Consider the following 17,816-nt stretch of genomic DNA (forward strand, 5'->3'; position numbering starts at 1 on the left):
TCGGGAGTTCCCTTCCGGGGGGGGGCAAGTTGTTGATGTTTGGCCTTTTGATGGTTCCGGGTATTACTGGTTGCTCAAGTTGTTGAAAATTAGCCTAGGCTGAGCTGTAGTGAGATTTTCTCTCTGGTTTTCATCATGGCGCCATGAAGCAAAGGGACCTCATGAAAGATAAACGCCTACTTGGAACACCGCGCCTGTTGGGTATTGTCTGGCCCTTTATTGCGGGCGTCCTGCTCCAGGCGTTATTAGGGTGCGTCAGCCTCTATATGCTCACTGCGGTGAGAAGTTATGTCGGGGGCGAAAGTTTGTGGTCCAAAGGTCAGAAAGACGCCATCTACTTCCTCTACTTGTATTCCGATACCCATGATCCGGTGTTCTTCGAAAAGTATCAGAAGGCCATCAGAGTTCCCCAGGGCGGTCACACGCTACGGCTTGCGATGAACCAGTCCCCTCCAGACCTGGTAGCCGCTCGCGAAGGCATTCTCCAGGGCGGCAACAGCCCGGAAGATGTGTCCAACATCATTTGGTTCTATCGTTACTTCAGTCATTTCAGCTATATGGCCACGGCCATTGAGAAGTGGTCGATCGGTGATACCTACCTGGTGCAACTCGATGCTCTGGCGCAAGAGTTGCACAAGGCCGTACTTGCCGGTCAAGGCAGTGCTGCTGACGCCAGGCGCTGGGAGGACACTATCTATGCCATCAATGAAGGCATTGCGCCGGCGGCCAAAGCCTTCAGTGATGCCCTGGGTGAGGGCTCGCGCTTTATCTGGCAGTTGCTGGTCGTCATCAACCTGACCACGGCGCTGGGGCTGATTCTTCTGGTGCTCAAGCGTACGCATAAAGTTCTGGCGCAGAGTCGTGCATTTGCCGAGGCCTTGCAGCTGGAAAAAGAACGGGCGCAAATCACGCTTGAATCCATTGGTGACGGGGTAATCACTACCGACGACCGCGGTGCGATTGCCTACATGAACCCCGCCGCCGAACAACTGACCCAGTGGAAGTACGAACAGGCACAAGGTGTTGGCCTTGAGGTGCTCTTCAAGTTGCTCGACGAGAATGACCAGGATGCCGGTTTCAAACTGATTGACCATATTCTCAGTGGCCAGTTGGGTAACAGTCACGCGCACTCAAGGCAGATTCAGCGCATGGATGGCAGCACCGTCGCGGTAACGCTGGTCGGGGCGCCGATCATTCATGCGGGCGAGGTGAGCGGGGCGGTGCTGGTGCTGCATGACATGACCCAGGAGCGCCAGTACATCGCCAACCTGTCATGGCAAGCGACCCACGATGCGCTCACCGGGCTGACCAATCGACGTGAATTTGAATACCGCCTGGAGCTGGTGCTGAAGAATCTGCATCGGCAGCAGGGCCGTCATGCATTGATGTTTCTCGATCTCGATCAGTTCAAGCTGGTTAATGACACGTGTGGCCACGCGGCCGGTGATGAACTGCTGCGCCATATTTGTGCGCTGTTGCGAACCGGGTTGCGCGAAGGCGATACGCTCGCTCGTCTGGGGGGAGACGAGTTCGGCATCCTCCTGGAAAACTGCCCGATCGATATGGCAGAGAAAATCGCGGGAGGCCTGCGCCAGTCTGTGCAAAGCCTGCACTTCGCCTGGAAGGGGCGACCGTTCATGAGCACCATCAGTATTGGCCTTGTGCATATCCATCAAGCCCCGGTCACTCTGGAAGCGTTAATGCGCGCAGCGGACATGGCCTGCTACATGGCCAAGGAAAAGGGGCGCAATCGGGTGCAGGTCTACCATGTGGATGACACTGAATTGTCATTGCGCTTCGGTGAAATGGCCTGGGTACAGCGTTTACATGTCGCACTGGAAGAGAATCGCTTTTGCCTGTACTCGCAAGAAATTACCCCGCTGGGGAACGTGCAGGAGAACGGCGGGCACATCGAGATCCTGTTGCGGCTGCACGATGAGTCCGGGGGCATGGTCATGCCTGACAGTTTTATTCCGGCGGCCGAACGTTATGGCCTGATGAGCTCTATAGACCGCTGGGTGGTCGAAAACGTGTTCAGGATTATTTCTGAATGTACGGCCCAGGCCGGGAAGCAGCCGATGGCCATGTGTGCCATCAACTTGTCGGGCTCTACCATTGGCGATGAAGATTTCCTGGAGTTCCTGCATGAGCAATTCGAGTGTTTTGACGTTTCACCCAAGCTGATCTGCTTTGAAATTACAGAAACAAGCGCGATTGCCAATTTGGGCAGTGCCATTCGTTTTATCAATGATCTGAAGGCATTGGGTTGTCACTTTTCACTGGATGACTTCTGCGCCGGGATGTCGTCGTTTGCATACTTGAAACATCTTCCCGTCGACTTTTTAAAAATCGACGGCAGCTTCGTCAAAGACATGCTGGACGACCCTATCAACCGGGCCATGGTTGAAGTTATCAATCATATTGGTCATGTGATGGGCAAGCGCACGATTGCGGAATTTGTTGAAAGTGTACAAATAGAACAGGCACTGATCGAAATCGGAGTGGATTATGCGCAGGGATATATTATTCAACGCCCGCAGTTATTCACTTTTGACAGTTTGTTACAACGCCCCCAGCGTTCGAGGCCTTTGGCTTTGAAGTCGCCGGGCACTTTGCGTTGATCTGATGTACATTTTCTAATTCACCTCTCAAAAAGGAATTGAATTGTGATTGACACATTTGATCGAACCGGGCCTCTGATGGAAGAGGAAAGTTACCCTCAGTGGGCTCAACAGTTGATTCGGGACTGTAGCAAGAGCAAGCGTCGGGTTGTCGGGCACGAGATCTACAAGCGCATGCGCGATAACACCCTGAGTTCCAGAGCCATGCGTACTTACCTGATCGGCGGTTGGCCAGTAGTCGAGCAGTTTTCGCTGTACATGGGACGTAACCTGGGGAAAACCCGTTATGGGCATCACCCGGGCGAGGACATGGCGCGCCGCTGGTTGATTCGCAATATCCGGGTCGAGCTCAACCATGCAGATTACTGGGTGAACTGGGCTCGGGCCCATGGTGTGAGCCTTGAAGAGCTGAACGCACAAGACCTCCCGGCAGAGTTCCAGGCGCTGAATGACTGGTGCTGGCACACCTGTGCCACGGACTCGCTGGCCGTGTCCATGGCTGCCACTAACTACGCCATTGAAGGCGCAGTGGGTGAGTGGGCGATGGCGGTGTGTTCAAAGGATATCTACGAAGAGTCGTTCCCGCCGGAGGGGCGCAAACGTGCGATGAAGTGGCTGAAGATGCATGCCCAGTATGATGATGAGCATCCTTGGGAAGCGCTGGAGATCGTATGTACCCTGGCGGGGATGAACCCGAGTCAGGAGCTGATCGGGCAACTGCGCAAGGCAATTTGCAAGAGTTACGATTACATGTACCTGTTTTTGCAAAGCTGCCTTCAACTCGACAAGGCACCGGTTGAGCATGAGCGTCTGGAACTGGTTGTGAGCTGATCGCCCGGCAAGGGTATAAAAAAACCGCAACCTGCGTTCTCGCGCAGGTTGCGGTTTTTATTTGTCGTCCTGTTATTGCGCGTCGAAAGCCTGGCCGTTGATCCCGGTGCTGTCGGGGCCCATGAGGTACAGGTAAACCGGCATGATCGCCTGCGGCTCTGGATTGTTCTCAGGGTTTTCGCCTGGATACGCCAGGGCGCGCATGCTGGTGCGGGTCGCGCCGGGGTTGATGCTGTTGGAGCGTACCGGGGCGACGCTGTCGACTTCGTCTGCCAGGGTTTGCATCAGGCCTTCGGTGGCGAACTTCGATACGCCATAGGCGCCCCAGTAAGCGCGGCCTTTGCGCCCAACACTGCTGGAGGTGAAGATCACCGATGCGTCCTGCGACAGCTTGAGCAGGGGCAGCAAGGTGCTGGTGAGCATGAACGTGGCATTGACGTTGATGTGCATCACGCGCATGAAGTTCTCGCCTGACAGCTGCTCCAGAGGCGTGCGTGGGCCAATGATCGAGGCGTTGTGCAGCACCCCGTCAAGGTGGCCGAATTCAGTTTCGATCATGGCGGCCAGCTCATCGTATTGATGGGGCTGGGCGGTTTCGAGGTTGAACGGGATGACGACAGGCTGCGGGTGGCCGGCGGCCTCGATTTCATCGTAAACCTGGCTCAGGTTGGCCTCGGTCTTGCCCAGCAGCAACACGGTTGCACCGTGTGCGGCGTAGGTCCTGGCGGCTGCGGCGCCAATGCCGCGGCCAGCACCTGTAACCAGAATCACCCGGCCCTGCAACAGGTCGGGACGGGCGGAATAATCAAACATAAAAAACCTCAACAAAAATCGAAGATCGTTAGCTGGCGCTTGTCAGCAGCTGCACATCGCGTTATCGAGCACTTTGCGCAACTCGCCCGGGTGATCGACTACCACATCGGCGCCCCAGTGGTCAGGGTTGTCGTCAGGGTGGATATAGCCAAAACGCACGGCTGCGGTTTTGGTCCCGGCGTCTCGCCCGGATTCGATATCGCGCAGGTCATCGCCTACGAACAGGACACTGGCCGGGTCTAGGTCCAGCATTTTGCAGGCCAGGATCAGGGGTTCCGGGTCGGGCTTGCTGTTTGTCACGTGGTCCGGGCAGATCAGCAGTGCCGAGCGTTCGGCCAGGCCCAGGCGCTCCATGATCGGTTGCGCAAAACGTACGGGCTTGTTGGTGACGACGCCCCACACCAGGTGTGCTTTCTCGATATCGGCCAGCAGCTCTTCCATGCCATCGAACAGCCTGGTGTGTACGGCGCAATCGCGCTGGTAGCGCTCAAGAAACTCCTGGCGCAGTTCTTCGAAGCCAGGTGAGTCCGGGTCCATGCTGAAGGTCACCGCCACCATGGCGCGTGCACCGCCGGAAATTTCATCGCGGATCAATTTATCTGCAATCGCGGGCAGGCCGCGCTCGGCACGCATGGCCTGACAGATCGCGATAAAGTCCGGCGCGGTGTCGAGCAGGGTGCCGTCCATGTCAAAAAGAACTGCTCTCAAACGCATGTGTTACTCCTCGCGAAGGGTCTGGATCATGTAGTTGACGTCAACATCGGCGGCCAGCTTGTAATGCTTGGTCAGCGGGTTGTAGGTCAGGCCGATGATGTCTTTGACGCTCAGGCCGGCTTGACGGCTCCAGGCGCCCAGTTCCGAAGGGCGGATGAATTTCTTGAAGTCATGGGTCCCGCGTGGGATCAGCTTCATGATGTATTCAGCGCCGATGATCGCGAACAGATAGGATTTCGGGTTGCGGTTGATGGTCGAGAAGAACACCTGGCCGCCGGGCTTGACCATGCGGTAGCAGGCGCGGATCACTGAGGCCGGATCAGGTACGTGCTCCAGCATTTCAAGGCAGGTGACCACATCGAACTGCTCAGGCATTTCGGTGGCCAGGTCTTCGGCAGTGATCTGGCGGTATTCAACACTTACGCCGGACTCAAGCTGATGCAGTTGCGCAACGGCCAGCGGGGCTTCGCCCATGTCGATGCCCATCACGGTTGCGCCGCGCTGAGCCATGGACTCGCTGAGAATGCCGCCGCCGCAACCGACGTCGAGGACCTTTTTGCCGGCCAGTTGCACGCGCTCGTCAATCCAGTTGACGCGCAGCGGGTTGATATCGTGCAGCGGTTTGAACTCGCTTTCACGGTCCCACCAGCGATGGGCAAGCGCTTCGAATTTGGCGATCTCGGCGTGGTCAACGTTGCTCATGGGTAAATCCTCTAAAGCTGAAAAATCTGGTAATGCTCCGGGCGCGGGCCCGAAGGTGTCCAATCAATGAGTATGGCCGCTTATGCGCTCGCCCCAGGCTCTGGCCGTTGCGCTGAGCTGTTGCTCGTCCTGTCGGGTCAGGCGTCGGTCGTCGAGCAGTTGCTTGCCCGCTACCCACAGGTGTTTTACGCAATCGCGGCCTGTGGCGTAGATCAGTTGTGAAACGGGATCGTAGACCGGCTGCTGGGCCAGCCCGCTGAGGTCAAAGGCAACCAGGTCGGCAGCCTTGCCAACCTCGATGGAGCCGGTGTCACTTTCAAGGCCCAGGGCGCGCGCGCCATTGAGTGTGGCCATGCGCAGTGCCCGGTGGGCGTCCAGCGCAGTGGCCGAGCCTGCAACGGCTTTGGCCAGCAAGGCGGCGGTACGGGTTTCGCCGAGCAGGTCGAGGTCATTGTTGCTGGCGGCACCGTCGGTACCGACAGCCACATTGACGCCAGCTTGCCACAGTCGCTCCACCGGGCAGAAGCCGCTGGCCAGTTTGAGGTTGGACTCGGGGCAATGAATCACGCTGGAGTTGCTTTCTACCAGCATTGCCAGGTCGTCATCGCTGATCTGGGTCATGTGCACGGCCTGGAAGCGCGGGCCCAGCAGGCCCAGGCGGGCGAGGCGGGCTACGGGGCGCTCGCCGTTCTGCTCGAAGGCTTGCTGAACTTCGAAGGCCGTCTCGTGCACGTGCATATGAATGGAGGCATCCAGTTCATCGGCGACCACACGAATCTTTTCAAGGTTCTCGTCGCCTACGGTGTAGGGCGCGTGGGGCCCGAAGGCGATTTTGATTCGAGGGTGATACTTCAAATCGGCAAACAGTTCGACGGCCTGGCGCATTGATTCATCCGCGCTGGCGGCGCCTGGAATCGGGAAGTCGAGGATCGGAATGGCGATCTGTGCACGAATGCCGCTGTTATGCACGCATTCGCTGGCGACTTTCGGGAAAAAATACATGTCACTGAAGCACGTGATGCCGCCCTTGAGTTGCTCGGCAATGGCCAGGTTGGTGCCGTCCCGTACGAAGGCCTCATCCACCCATTTGGCCTCGGCCGGCCAGATGTGTTGCTCCAGCCAGGTCATCAATGGCAGGTCATCGGCCATGCCGCGAAAGAGGGTCATCGCGGCGTGGCCATGGGCATTGATCAGCCCGGGGCTGAGCAGCATGTCAGGCAGTTCGCGGGTTTCAAGGGCGGTGAGGGCCAGGGCTTCATGGCGTGGGCCAATGAAAACGATGCGTCCGTCCCGGATGCCGACGCTGTGTTCCTTGAGTACCACTCCGGCAGGTTCGACAGGCACCAACCAGGTTGGCAACAGTAATAGGTCGAGGGGCGCGGTAGGGGTCGGCATCGAGAACGGCTTCCAGTGCGTTATAAAAGGAGGCGAAGTATACCCGAGCGTCTTGAGGGTGGGCTCGCTATAATCGGCAGCTTTGTTTCTGGGTGATAGGGGAAGGCATGCGCGATCGACTGTTGGCTGCGGAAAAGGTTAAGGCCATCGATTGGCGGGATGATGCCCTGTATCTGCTGGATCAGCGCAGCTTGCCCTTTGAAGAGAACTGGCTGGCGTACACCGGTGTTGAAGGTGTTGCACAGGCGATTCGTGACATGGTCGTGCGTGGCGCTCCGGCTATCGGTATCGCGGCGGCCTATGGCGTGGTGCTGGCTGCGCGCACGCGCAAGGCCGAGGGTGGCGACTGGGTAGCGGCACTGGAGGCGGACTTCACGCTGTTGGCGGACTCGCGCCCCACGGCAGTGAATCTGTTTTGGGCATTGAATCGCATGCGCGACAGGTTGGCCCGTGCCAAAAGTCGTATCAATGTGCTGCAGGTGCTTGAAGACGAGGCTGTGGCCATTCATGAGAGTGATCGCGAAGCCAATCTGACGATGGCGCAGCTGGGTGTAGATGTGATTCGCCGCCACCAGGGCAATGCGCAGGCCGTACTGACCCACTGCAACACCGGCGCTCTCGCGACCGGAGGCTTTGGTACGGCGCTGGGGGTGATTCGGGCGGCCTGGCTGGAAGGCATGATCGAGCAGGTATACGCAGATGAAACCCGGCCCTGGTTGCAGGGCTCGCGCCTGACTGCTTGGGAGCTGGCCAATGAAGGCATCCCGGTGGTGCTCAATGTGGACTCGGCTGCGGCGCATATCATGAAAACCAAGGGCGTGACCTGGGTGATCGTGGGGGCGGACCGGATCACGGCCAATGGCGATGTGGCGAACAAGATCGGGACTTACCAGCTGGCGGTAAATGCCATGCACCACGGCGTGCGCTTTATGGTGGTCGCACCGAGCTCGACCATCGACATGGACCTGGCCACGGGGGATGACATCCCTATTGAAGAGCGCGATGGCAGCGAGCTGCTGGAAGTGGGTGGCAAGCGGGTCGGTGCAGACGTGCAGGCGTTCAATCCTGTTTTTGATGTGACCCCGGCGGACCTGATTGACGTGATCGTTACCGAGAAAGGCGTTATCGAGCGTCCGGACGCGGCAAAAATGGCTCAATTGATGTGTCGCAAGCGATTGCATTGAGGCAGGCCCCAAACCTGTGGTCGCAGCCTTCGGCAGCGGCTACAGAATAGGGCTTTACATCCTTCAAATCGTTTCCAGAGTCCTCCTGGGCCCGCTCAAGCCGATCACTCGCCCGCTTACTATGTTCCATGCGCATCTGGGGGATAGGTGCGTGGCGGCGATTGTGATAACATTCGGCGGTTTCCAGGGTGGCTCGCAAGGGTTGCCCTTACTGCGCAAATCCGTAGCATAACTCGTTGATTTGTCGTAAGTCGTTGCATGGCACTTGGTCAGCAGCGACGAGCTTCGTTCGTCCCGAATGGATGTGGCGAAGTTTCACCCGAAAAAGGAATCAGGCTTCTCATGGGCGAACTGGCCAAAGAAATCCTCCCGGTCAATATCGAAGACGAGCTGAAACAGTCCTACCTCGACTACGCGATGAGCGTAATTGTCGGGCGGGCACTGCCTGATGCACGCGATGGCTTGAAGCCCGTGCACCGGCGTGTGCTGTTTGCGATGAGCGAACTGAACAACGACTGGAACAAGCCGTACAAGAAATCTGCCCGTGTGGTCGGTGACGTAATCGGTAAGTATCACCCGCACGGTGATACGGCTGTTTACGACACTATCGTTCGAATGGCTCAGCCATTCTCCCTGCGCTACCTGCTGGTAGACGGTCAGGGCAACTTCGGTTCGGTCGACGGCGATAATGCCGCTGCGATGCGATACACCGAAGTGCGCATGACCAAGTTGGCCCACGAGCTGCTGGCCGACTTGCATAAAGAGACCGTGGACTGGGTGCCGAACTACGACGGCACGGAAATGATCCCGGCCGTCATGCCGACACGAATCCCCAACTTGCTGGTCAACGGTTCCAGCGGTATCGCTGTGGGCATGGCCACCAACATCCCGCCGCACAACCTCGGTGAAGTCATCGACGGTTGCCTGGCGCTGATCGACAATCCCGAGCTGAGCATCGACGAACTGATGCAGTTCATCCCGGGGCCTGACTTCCCGACGGCTGCGATCATCAACGGTCGTGCCGGCATCATCGAAGCCTATCGCACCGGTCGTGGCCGGATTTACATGCGTGCCCGCTCGATGATCGAAGACATCGACAAGGTCGGTGGCCGTCAGCAAATCGTGATCACCGAGCTCCCGTACCAGCTGAACAAGGCGCGTTTGATCGAAAAGATCGCCGAGCTGGTTAAAGAGAAGAAGCTCGAAGGCATTACCGAGCTGCGTGACGAGTCTGACAAAGACGGCATGCGCGTGGTGATCGAGCTGCGTCGCGGTGAAGTGCCGGAGGTTATCCTTAATAACCTTTACGCCCAGACCCAGTTGCAAAGCGTTTTCGGTATCAACATCGTTGCGCTGATCGATGGCCGCCCACGCATCCTTAACCTTAAGGATCTGCTGGAGGCCTTCGTACGTCACCGCCGTGAAGTGGTTACCCGCCGCACTGTTTTCGAACTGCGCAAAGCCCGTGAGCGCGGCCATATCCTTGAAGGTCAGGCCGTTGCCCTGTCCAACATCGATCCGGTCATCGCGCTGATCAAAGCGTCTCCAACCCCGTCCGAAGCCAAGGAAGCGCTGATCAGCACGCCTTGGGAGTCGACTGCGGTGGTGGCAATGGTTGAGCGTGCCGGTGCCGATTCGTGCCGCCCGGACAATCTTGACCCGCAATACGGCCTGCGCGACGGCAAGTACTTCCTGTCGCCAGAACAGGCCCAGGCCATTCTTGAATTGCGCCTGCACCGTCTGACCGGTCTTGAGCACGAGAAGCTGTTGGCCGAGTACCAGGAAATCCTCAATCAGATCGGCGAGCTGATCCGCATCCTCAACAGCGCCGAGCGGTTGATGGAAGTGATTCGCGAGGAACTGGAAGTCATCCGTGCTGAATACGGCGATGTGCGCCGTACTGAAATCCTGGATCACCGTCTTGACCTGACGCTGGGCGACATGATCCCGGAAGAAGAGCGCGTTGTGACCATTTCTCACGGTGGCTACGCCAAGACTCAGCCATTGGCTGCGTACCAGGCTCAGCGTCGTGGCGGTAAAGGCAAGTCGGCTACTGGCGTCAAGGATGAGGACTACATCGCTCACCTGCTGGTTGCCAACAGTCACACCACGCTGCTGCTGTTCTCCAGCAAAGGCAAGGTGTACTGGCTCAAGACCTACGAGATCCCTGAAGCGTCCCGAGCTGCCCGTGGTCGTCCATTGGTGAACCTGTTGCCGCTGGGTGAGGGTGAGTACATCACCACCATGCTGCCGGTCGAGGAATACACCGAAGGTCACTTTATCTTCATGGCAACCGCTAACGGCACCGTGAAGAAGACCCCGCTGGAATCCTTCAGCCGTCAGCGCAGCGTAGGCTTGATCGCGCTGGAACTGGACGAAGGCGACGTACTGATCAGTGCTGCCATCACCGATGGCGAGCGCGAAGTCATGCTGTTCTCCGACGGTGGCAAGGTGACACGCTTCAAGGAGTCCGATGTACGTGCCATGGGCCGTACAGCCCGCGGCGTGCGCGGCATGCGTCTGCCAGAAGGGCAGAAGCTGATTTCGATGCTGATCCCTGAAGAAGGTAGCCAGATCCTCACCGCTTCGGCGCGTGGTTATGGCAAGCGTACGGCGATCAGTGAGTTCCCTGAATACAAGCGTGGCGGTCAGGGCGTTATCGCCATGGTCAGCAACGATCGTAACGGCCGACTGGTCGGTGCGGTTCAGGTTCAGGACGGCGAAGAGATCATGCTCATCTCCGATCAGGGCACTCTGGTACGTACCCGTGTCGACGAAGTGTCGAGCCTGGGTCGTAACACCCAGGGCGTCACCTTGATCAAGCTGGCCAGCGATGAAACGCTGGTCGGGCTTGAGCGGGTTCAGGAGCCTTCGGAAGTCGAAGGTGAGGAGCTCGAAGGTGAGGGCGAAGGCGGTGCAGAGTTCGACGGTGAGGCCATCCTCGATGGTGTTGACGACGAGCAGCCGCTAGAGGCTGGCGCTGACGAAGAAGAGCCGCAAGAATAAGCGGACACACAGGGGGGCGGATGAGAATTCGCCCCCTTGTTGTATGTCCGGCATGAAAGTTTGCGACACTTCGTGGTTCTGTAGGGGCGGGCTTGCTCGCGATAGCATCAGCGCGGTATATCAATAGACCTTGCTGGCCGTATCTGGAGCGAACCTGCTCCCACAAGGAACACAGTGTCGAGTGTTGATTTATTGCGTGACCACCAAATCAGAGTGAGAGTGGAAGTGAGCAAACGAGCCTATAACTTCTGCGCAGGTCCTGCTGCGCTACCTGAAGCTGTCCTGTTGCGTGCCCAGTCCGAGTTGCTCGACTGGCATGGCAAGGGCCTCTCGGTCATGGAGATGAGCCATCGCAGCGATGAGTTCGTGTCCATTGCGACCAAGGCTGAGCAGGATCTGCGTGACCTGCTGTCTATTCCCTCGAACTATAAAGTCCTGTTTCTGCAAGGCGGCGCAAGCCAGCAATTTGCTCAGATCCCGCTTAATCTGTTGCCTGAAAATGGCAAGGCCGATTACATCGACACGGGTATCTGGTCGCAGAAAGCCATTGAAGAAGGTTCGCGTTTCGGCCATATCAACGTGGCAGCAACCGCCAAGCCTTACGATTACTTCGCGATTCCCGGCCAGAATGAATGGAGCCTTTCGAAAGACGCGGCCTACGTTCATTACGCGCCAAACGAAACCATCGGTGGTCTGGAGTTCGACTGGGTTCCAGAAACCGGCGATGTGCCGCTAGTGGCGGACATGTCTTCGGACATTCTGTCGCGTCCGATTGATGTTTCGCGTTTCGGCATGATCTATGCGGGCGCCCAGAAAAATATCGGCCCGAGCGGTATTGTGGTCAACATCATTCGTGAAGACCTGCTGGGGCGTGCGCGCTCCATCTGCCCTACGATGCTTGACTACAAGGTCGCGGCCGACAACGGTTCGATGTACAACACGCCGCCAACGCTGGCCTGGTATCTGTCCGGCCTGGTGTTCGAGTGGCTCAAGGAGCAGGGTGGCGTTGAGGTCATCGGCAAGCTCAATGAAGTGAAAAAACGTACCCTGTACGATTTCATTGACGCCAGTGGCCTGTACAGCAACCCGATCAACATCTCTGACCGCTCGTGGATGAACGTACCGTTCCGTCTGGCTGACGATCGTCTCGACAAGCCATTCCTGGCTGGTGCTGAAGCACGTGGGCTGCTGAACCTCAAGGGCCATCGCTCGGTGGGCGGCATGCGTGCTTCGATCTATAACGCTGTGGACATCAATGCGGTAAACGCCCTGGTGGCTTACATGGCAGAGTTCGAAAAGGAACACGGCTAATGTCCGAACAGGAACTCAAGGCACTACGCCTGCGTATCGACAGCCTGGACGAAAAAGTTCTGGAGCTGATCAGTGAGCGGGCTCGCTGCGCCCAAGAAGTGGCGCGAGTCAAAATGGCTTCGCTGGCTGAGGGCGAAGTGCCGGTATTTTACCGGCCTGAGCGTGAGGCTCAGGTGCTCAAGCGTGTAATGGAGCGCAACAAGGGTCCGTTGGGTAATGAGGAGATGGCGCGGCTGTTCCGCGAGATCATGTCTTCTTGCCTGGCGCTGGAGCAGCCGCTGAAAGTGGCTTATCTCGGCCCTGAAGGCACCTTTACCCAGGCCGCAGCCATGAAACACTTCGGGCATGCTGTAATCAGCAAGCCAATGGCTGCCATTGATGAAGTGTTCCGTGAAGTTGCAGCGGGTGCCGTGAATTTTGGCGTGGTGCCGGTGGAGAACTCCACCGAAGGTGCGGTCAACCACACGCTCGACAGCTTCCTTGAGCATGACATGGTGATCTGTGGCGAAGTCGAGCTGCGTATCCACCATCACCTGCTGGTGGGTGAAAACACCAAGACTGACAGCATCAGCCGTATCTACTCTCACGCGCAGTCGCTGGCTCAGTGCCGCAAGTGGCTGGATGCGCATTACCCGAATGTCGAGCGTATCGCCGTTTCGAGCAATGCCGAGGCCGCCAAGCGAGTGAAGGGTGAGTGGAACTCTGCTGCCATTGCAGGGGATATGGCAGCAGGCTTGTACGGGTTGACCCGACTGGCCGAGAAAATTGAAGACCGCCCGGATAACTCCACGCGGTTCTTGATGATCGGCAGCCAGGAAGTGCCGCCTACCGGTGACGATAAAACTTCGATCATTGTTTCCATGAGCAACCGTCCTGGTGCGTTGCATGAATTGCTGGTGCCGTTCCATGAGAACGGGATCGATCTGACGCGCATCGAGACGCGTCCTTCGCGCAGCGGCAAATGGACCTATGTGTTTTTCATCGACTTTGCTGGCCATCATCGCGACCCGTTGGTCAAAAGTGTCCTGGAGCAGATCAGTCAAGAAGCCGTAGCACTTAAAGTACTGGGTTCCTACCCAAAAGCGGTTCTCTGAGGCGGTCAAACATGAGCGGTGATTTTCTCGCCCTGGCACAGCCGGGCGTGCAACAACTTTCGCCTTACGTTCCGGGCAAGCCTGTGGACGAGCTGGCGCGTGAGCTGGATCTGGACCCGGCGACAATCGTGAAACTGGCCAGCAACGAAAATCCTTTGGGTGCGAGCCCCAAGGCGCTGGAAGCCATTCGTGCCGAGTTGGCTGAGCTGACGCGTTACCCGGACGGTAATGGTTTCGCGCTTAAAAGCCTGCTGGCTGAACAGTGCGGTGTGCAGCTTGATCAGGTCACGCTGGGCAACGGTTCGAACGATATTCTGGAGCTGGTGGCGCGTGCCTATCTCGCGCCGGGCTTGAATGCCGTGTTCAGCGAGCATGCGTTTGCGGTCTATCCGATCGTCACCCAGGCGGTTGGCGCGCAGGCGCGGGTCGTGCCGGCCCGGGACTGGGGGCATGATTTGCCTGCCATGCTTGAGGCCATCGACAGCAACACCCGTGTGGTTTTCATCGCCAACCCGAACAACCCTACGGGTACCTGGTTCGGCGTCGATGCGCTGAACGAGTTCTTGCAGGATGTGCCCGAGCACGTGCTGGTGGTGCTGGACGAAGCCTATATCGAGTATGCAGAAGGCGGTGAGTTGCCCGATGGTCTGGAGTTCCTGGCCGCATATCCTAACCTGCTGGTCTCCCGCACGTTCTCCAAGGCCTACGGCCTGGCAGCCTTGCGCGTGGGCTATGGGTTGTCGACGGCTGTGGTTGCTGATGTATTGAATCGTGTTCGTCAGCCATTCAACGTCAACAGCCTGGCGCTGGCTGCGGCTTGCGCAGCACTGAAAGACACGGACTACCTGGCTCAGAGCCGGCATCTGAACGAAGCCGGGATGCAGCAATTGCAGGATGGCTTCCGCACGTTGGGCCTGGGCTGGATTCCGTCAAAGGGCAACTTCATTGCGCTGGATCTCGGTCAGGTAGCCGCTCCCGTCTATCAGGGACTATTGCGTGAGGGCGTCATTGTGCGTCCGGTGGCCAATTACGGGATGCCGAACCATCTGCGTATCACTATCGGTTTGCCGGCGGAAAATACCCGCCTGCTTGAGGCGCTGGCCAAGGTTCTAGCTCGTGGTTGATGTAAAGTCAGTGCAGTCTGCAAAACCTGTTATCGGTCGTTTGGTCGTTGTTGGATTGGGCCTGATTGGAGGCTCCTTCGCCAAAGGGATGCGCGAGAGCGGTCTGTGCGCGGAGGTGGTCGGTGTTGATCTTGACCCTCAGTCTTGTGTGCTTGCGGTGGAGTTGGGGGTGGTCGATCGCTGCGAGGCGGATCTGGCAGTCGCCTGTGTGGGCGCTGATGTGATCCAGTTGGCCGTGCCGATTCTGGCCATGGAGAAAATGCTCGGCCTTTTGGCGGGTATGGATCTGGGTCGGGCAGTCCTGACGGACGTGGGTAGCGCCAAAGGCAATGTGGTGCGCGCTGCTACCCAGGCCTTTGGTGGTATGCCAGCACGGTTTGTGCCCGGCCATCCGATTGCAGGGTCCGAGCAAAGTGGTGTTGAGGCCTCCAATGCCAGCCTGTTCGAGCGGCACAAGGTTATTTTGACGCCTGTGGTGCAAACCGATCCTGATGCGCTGGCCCTGGTCGATGCGATGTGGCGTGCCCTTGGGGCTGACGTAGAGCACATGCAGGTTGAGCGCCATGATGAGGTGTTGGCTGCAACCAGCCATTTGCCTCATCTGCTGGCTTTCGGGCTGGTGGACTCTCTTGCCAAGCGCAACGAGAATCTGGATATCTTCCGTTACGCTGCGGGTGGCTTCCGTGATTTCACAAGAATCGCTGGCAGCGACCCGGTAATGTGGCATGACATTTTCCTTGCGAATCGCGAGGCGGTGCTGCGCACATTGGATACATTTCGCAGTGACCTCGACGCCTTGCGCGACGCGGTCGATGCAGGGGATGGGCATCAATTGCTGGGCGTCTTTACGCGCGCCCGGGTTGCCCGCGAGCATTTCAGTAAAATCCTGGCCCGCCGGGCCTATGTGGACGCTATGAATTCCAACGATCTGATCTTTTTGGCAAATCCTGGTGGTCAAGTAACTGGCCGGATCCGCGTACCAGGCGACAAATCCATTTCTCACCGCTCGATCATGCTCGGCTCTTTGGCTGAAGGCACGACCGAGGTGGAAGGTTTCCTTGAAGGCGAGGATGCCCTGGCAACGTTGCAGGCATTCCGTGACATGGGGGTGGTGATTGAAGGGCCGCACCATGGTCGCGTGACCATTCATGGTGTTGGCTTGCATGGCTTGAAAGCCCCGCCTGGCCCGATCTATCTGGGCAACTCGGGTACTTCGATGCGTCTGTTGTCGGGTCTGCTGGCCGCGCAAAGCTTCGATACCACGCTGACTGGCGACGCTTCCCTTACCAAGCGCCCGATGAATCGGGTGGCCAATCCATTGCGCGAAATGGGTGCAGTGATTGAAACCGCTGCCGAAGGTCGTCCGCCGATGACCATTCGCGGCGGTCATGCGCTGAAAGGTATGAACTACACCTTGCCGATGGCCAGCGCTCAGGTTAAGTCCTGTCTGCTGCTCGCAGGCTTGTATGCAGAAGGCAAGACTTCGGTCACCGAGCCTGCACCGACTCGTGACCACACCGAGCGCATGCTGCAAGGCTTCGGCTACCCGGTTACGGTTGATGGGCCTACAGCTTCGGTTGAGTCGGGTCATAAGCTGACGGCGACTCATATTGAAGTGCCAGGCGATATTTCTTCGTCGGCGTTCTTTCTGGTTGCTGCTTCGATCGCTGAAGGCTCGGATCTGCTGCTTGAGCATGTAGGCATCAACCCGACACGTACTGGCGTTATCGATATTTTGCGTCTGATGGGGGCGGATATCACCCTCGAAAACCAGCGCGAAGTGGGCGGTGAGCCGGTAGCAGACCTGCGTGTGCGTGCTGCCAAACTCAAAGGTATCGAGATTCCTGAAGAGCTGGTGCCGCTGGCGATTGATGAATTTCCGGTGCTGTTCGTGGCTGCGGCGGTGGCTGAGGGTCGTACGATCCTGCGTGGCGCAGAAGAGCTTCGGGTCAAGGAGTCTGACCGGATTCAGGTGATGGCAGATGGCTTGCTGACGCTGGGTGTGAAGTGCGAGCCGACACCGGACGGCATCATCATTGATGGCGGAACAATCGGTGGCGGTGAAGTTCATGGGCATGGTGATCACCGCATCGCTATGGCCTTTAGCGTGGCTTCGTTGCGCGCTACTGCTCCAATTCGTATTCATGACTGCGCCAACGTAGCGACTTCGTTTCCGAACTTCCTTGCCCTGTGCAAGCAAGTGGGCATGCGTGTTGCCCAAGAGGCCAACTCGTGATGGTTTTGGCACCGGTTATCACCATCGATGGCCCTAGCGGTTCAGGTAAAGGTACCGTTGCGGGCATTCTGGCCAAGCGTCTGGGGTGGAACCTGCTCGACTCCGGTGCCTTGTATCGTTTGCTCGCTTTTGCTGCGGGCAACCACGGTGTTGCGCTGGATAACGAGGCGTTACTTGAAAAGCTGGCTGCGCATCTTGATGTGCAATTCATCGGGGCGACCGACGGTAAGCCCGCACGCATCATTCTGGAAGGCGACGATGTGACTCACGCTATTCGCAGTGAGGCTGTTGCAGCTGGAGCCTCGAAAGTCGCGGCTTTGCCGGCCGTTCGTGATGCATTGCTTCAGCGTCAGCGTGCATTTCAGGAGCTGCCGGGCCTGGTTGCAGATGGTCGTGACATGGGTACGGTGGTATTTCCTGATGCTCCGTTGAAGGTATTTCTGACGGCTAGCGCTGAAGAGAGGGCCCGTCGCCGTTACTTGCAGTTGAAGGCTAAGGGGGATGATGTTAGTCTCTCGGGTCTGCTAGATGAGATTCGTGCCCGCGATGAGCGTGATACGCAGCGTGCAATAGCCCCGCTTAAGCCGGCGGCTGATGCTATACAGCTGGACTCTACGGAGTTGTCCATCGAGCAGGTGCTGGAACACATCATGAGTGAAATCGCGCTTCGCGATATTGCCTGATGACCAAGAAAGCGTGCAGGAGACCAGAAATAGTCCTGCATGCCTTCTTTTATATAAACGTAACCCACATTGTCTGGAATGTGGCAGATGGGCGTATTCCTT

Annotated in this window: 13 protein-coding genes; 9 read left to right on the forward strand and 4 right to left on the reverse strand. The window is 57.8% G+C overall.

What is annotated here, in order from left to right:
* The first annotated feature begins 161 nt into the window (after window positions 1–161).
* Both ACZRMS_RS03820 and ACZRMS_RS03825 read left to right on the forward strand, forming a co-directional pair.
* A complete protein-coding gene (locus ACZRMS_RS03820; RefSeq protein WP_463994194.1) occupies window positions 162–2,621 on the forward strand; it encodes an EAL domain-containing protein in 2,460 nt (819 codons plus the stop codon).
* A gap of 45 nt (window positions 2,622–2,666) precedes the next feature.
* The gene (locus ACZRMS_RS03825) at window positions 2,667–3,452 is read left to right on the forward strand and encodes a TenA family transcriptional regulator (protein ID WP_463994195.1); all 786 of its coding nucleotides are present in this window, start codon (window positions 2,667–2,669) and stop codon (window positions 3,450–3,452) included.
* A 72-nt stretch (window positions 3,453–3,524) separates the two neighbouring features.
* Here ACZRMS_RS03825 and ACZRMS_RS03830 read toward each other — a convergent pair whose 3' ends face one another.
* From ACZRMS_RS03830 to ACZRMS_RS03845, 4 genes are all read right to left on the reverse strand, one after another.
* A complete protein-coding gene (locus ACZRMS_RS03830; RefSeq protein WP_463994196.1) occupies window positions 3,525–4,265 on the reverse strand; it encodes a YciK family oxidoreductase in 741 nt (246 codons plus the stop codon).
* A gap of 42 nt (window positions 4,266–4,307) precedes the next feature.
* Window positions 4,308–4,979, reverse strand: coding sequence for an N-acetylmuramic acid 6-phosphate phosphatase MupP (gene mupP / locus ACZRMS_RS03835; protein WP_463994197.1), 672 nt, complete (start codon window positions 4,977–4,979; stop codon window positions 4,308–4,310).
* A 3-nt stretch (window positions 4,980–4,982) separates the two neighbouring features.
* Complete coding sequence (ubiG, locus tag ACZRMS_RS03840) at window positions 4,983–5,681, reverse strand: bifunctional 2-polyprenyl-6-hydroxyphenol methylase/3-demethylubiquinol 3-O-methyltransferase UbiG (protein ID WP_463994198.1); 699 nt, start codon at window positions 5,679–5,681, stop codon at window positions 4,983–4,985.
* Window positions 5,682–5,744: 63 nt separating this feature from the next.
* Window positions 5,745–7,076 (reverse strand): TRZ/ATZ family hydrolase, encoded by a 1,332-nt coding sequence (locus tag ACZRMS_RS03845; protein ID WP_463994199.1) that lies wholly within the window; start codon window positions 7,074–7,076, stop codon window positions 5,745–5,747.
* A gap of 107 nt (window positions 7,077–7,183) precedes the next feature.
* Here ACZRMS_RS03845 and mtnA point away from each other — a divergent pair, with 107 nt between their 5' ends.
* The 7 genes from mtnA (at window position 7,184) to cmk (ending at window position 17,714) form a co-directional block, all read left to right on the forward strand.
* On the forward strand, window positions 7,184–8,260 hold the full coding sequence (gene mtnA, locus ACZRMS_RS03850; protein ID WP_463994200.1) for an S-methyl-5-thioribose-1-phosphate isomerase: 1,077 nt from the start codon (window positions 7,184–7,186) through the stop codon (window positions 8,258–8,260).
* A gap of 342 nt (window positions 8,261–8,602) precedes the next feature.
* Complete coding sequence (gene gyrA, locus ACZRMS_RS03855; RefSeq protein WP_463994201.1) at window positions 8,603–11,266, forward strand: DNA gyrase subunit A; 2,664 nt, start codon at window positions 8,603–8,605, stop codon at window positions 11,264–11,266.
* 225 nt (window positions 11,267–11,491) lie between these two features.
* Window positions 11,492–12,577 (forward strand): 3-phosphoserine/phosphohydroxythreonine transaminase, encoded by a 1,086-nt coding sequence (gene serC / locus ACZRMS_RS03860; RefSeq protein ID WP_463994202.1) that lies wholly within the window; start codon window positions 11,492–11,494, stop codon window positions 12,575–12,577.
* Window positions 12,577–13,671 (forward strand): prephenate dehydratase, encoded by a 1,095-nt coding sequence (gene pheA / locus ACZRMS_RS03865; RefSeq protein ID WP_016780245.1) that lies wholly within the window; start codon window positions 12,577–12,579, stop codon window positions 13,669–13,671. The genes serC and pheA overlap by 1 nt, the downstream gene beginning before the upstream one ends.
* 11 nt (window positions 13,672–13,682) lie before the next feature.
* On the forward strand, window positions 13,683–14,795 hold the full coding sequence (gene hisC, locus ACZRMS_RS03870; RefSeq protein ID WP_463994203.1) for a histidinol-phosphate transaminase: 1,113 nt from the start codon (window positions 13,683–13,685) through the stop codon (window positions 14,793–14,795).
* Window positions 14,788–17,031 carry a bifunctional prephenate dehydrogenase/3-phosphoshikimate 1-carboxyvinyltransferase gene (locus ACZRMS_RS03875; RefSeq protein WP_463994204.1) on the forward strand — a complete coding sequence of 748 codons (2,244 nt, stop codon included), beginning with the start codon at window positions 14,788–14,790 and terminating at the stop codon, window positions 17,029–17,031. The genes hisC and ACZRMS_RS03875 overlap by 8 nt, the downstream gene beginning before the upstream one ends.
* Window positions 17,031–17,714, forward strand: a complete 684-nt coding sequence (gene cmk, locus ACZRMS_RS03880; RefSeq protein ID WP_463994337.1) for a (d)CMP kinase — start codon at window positions 17,031–17,033, stop codon at window positions 17,712–17,714. The genes ACZRMS_RS03875 and cmk overlap by 1 nt, the downstream gene beginning before the upstream one ends.
* Window positions 17,715–17,816 lie beyond the last annotated feature (102 nt).

It is taken from the genome of Pseudomonas sp. B424, assembly GCF_055408345.1.

What these genes read in the sequence shown, in the direction of transcription:
- ACZRMS_RS03830 (WP_463994196.1), bottom strand. Translation starts at nt 4,265, where the DNA reads ATGTTTGATTATTCCGCCCGTCCCGACCTGTTGCAGGGCCGGGTGATT.
- ubiG (WP_463994198.1), bottom strand. Translation starts at nt 5,681, where the DNA reads ATGAGCAACGTTGACCACGCCGAGATCGCCAAATTCGAAGCGCTTGCC.
- gyrA (WP_463994201.1), top strand. Translation starts at nt 8,603, where the DNA reads ATGGGCGAACTGGCCAAAGAAATCCTCCCGGTCAATATCGAAGACGAG.
- mtnA (WP_463994200.1), top strand. Translation starts at nt 7,184, where the DNA reads ATGCGCGATCGACTGTTGGCTGCGGAAAAGGTTAAGGCCATCGATTGG.
- hisC (WP_463994203.1), top strand. Translation starts at nt 13,683, where the DNA reads ATGAGCGGTGATTTTCTCGCCCTGGCACAGCCGGGCGTGCAACAACTT.
- ACZRMS_RS03820 (WP_463994194.1), top strand. Translation starts at nt 162, where the DNA reads ATGAAAGATAAACGCCTACTTGGAACACCGCGCCTGTTGGGTATTGTC.
- mupP (WP_463994197.1), bottom strand. Translation starts at nt 4,979, where the DNA reads ATGCGTTTGAGAGCAGTTCTTTTTGACATGGACGGCACCCTGCTCGAC.
- ACZRMS_RS03845 (WP_463994199.1), bottom strand. Translation starts at nt 7,076, where the DNA reads ATGCCGACCCCTACCGCGCCCCTCGACCTATTACTGTTGCCAACCTGG.
- pheA (WP_016780245.1), top strand. Translation starts at nt 12,577, where the DNA reads ATGTCCGAACAGGAACTCAAGGCACTACGCCTGCGTATCGACAGCCTG.
- cmk (WP_463994337.1), top strand. Translation starts at nt 17,031, where the DNA reads ATGGTTTTGGCACCGGTTATCACCATCGATGGCCCTAGCGGTTCAGGT.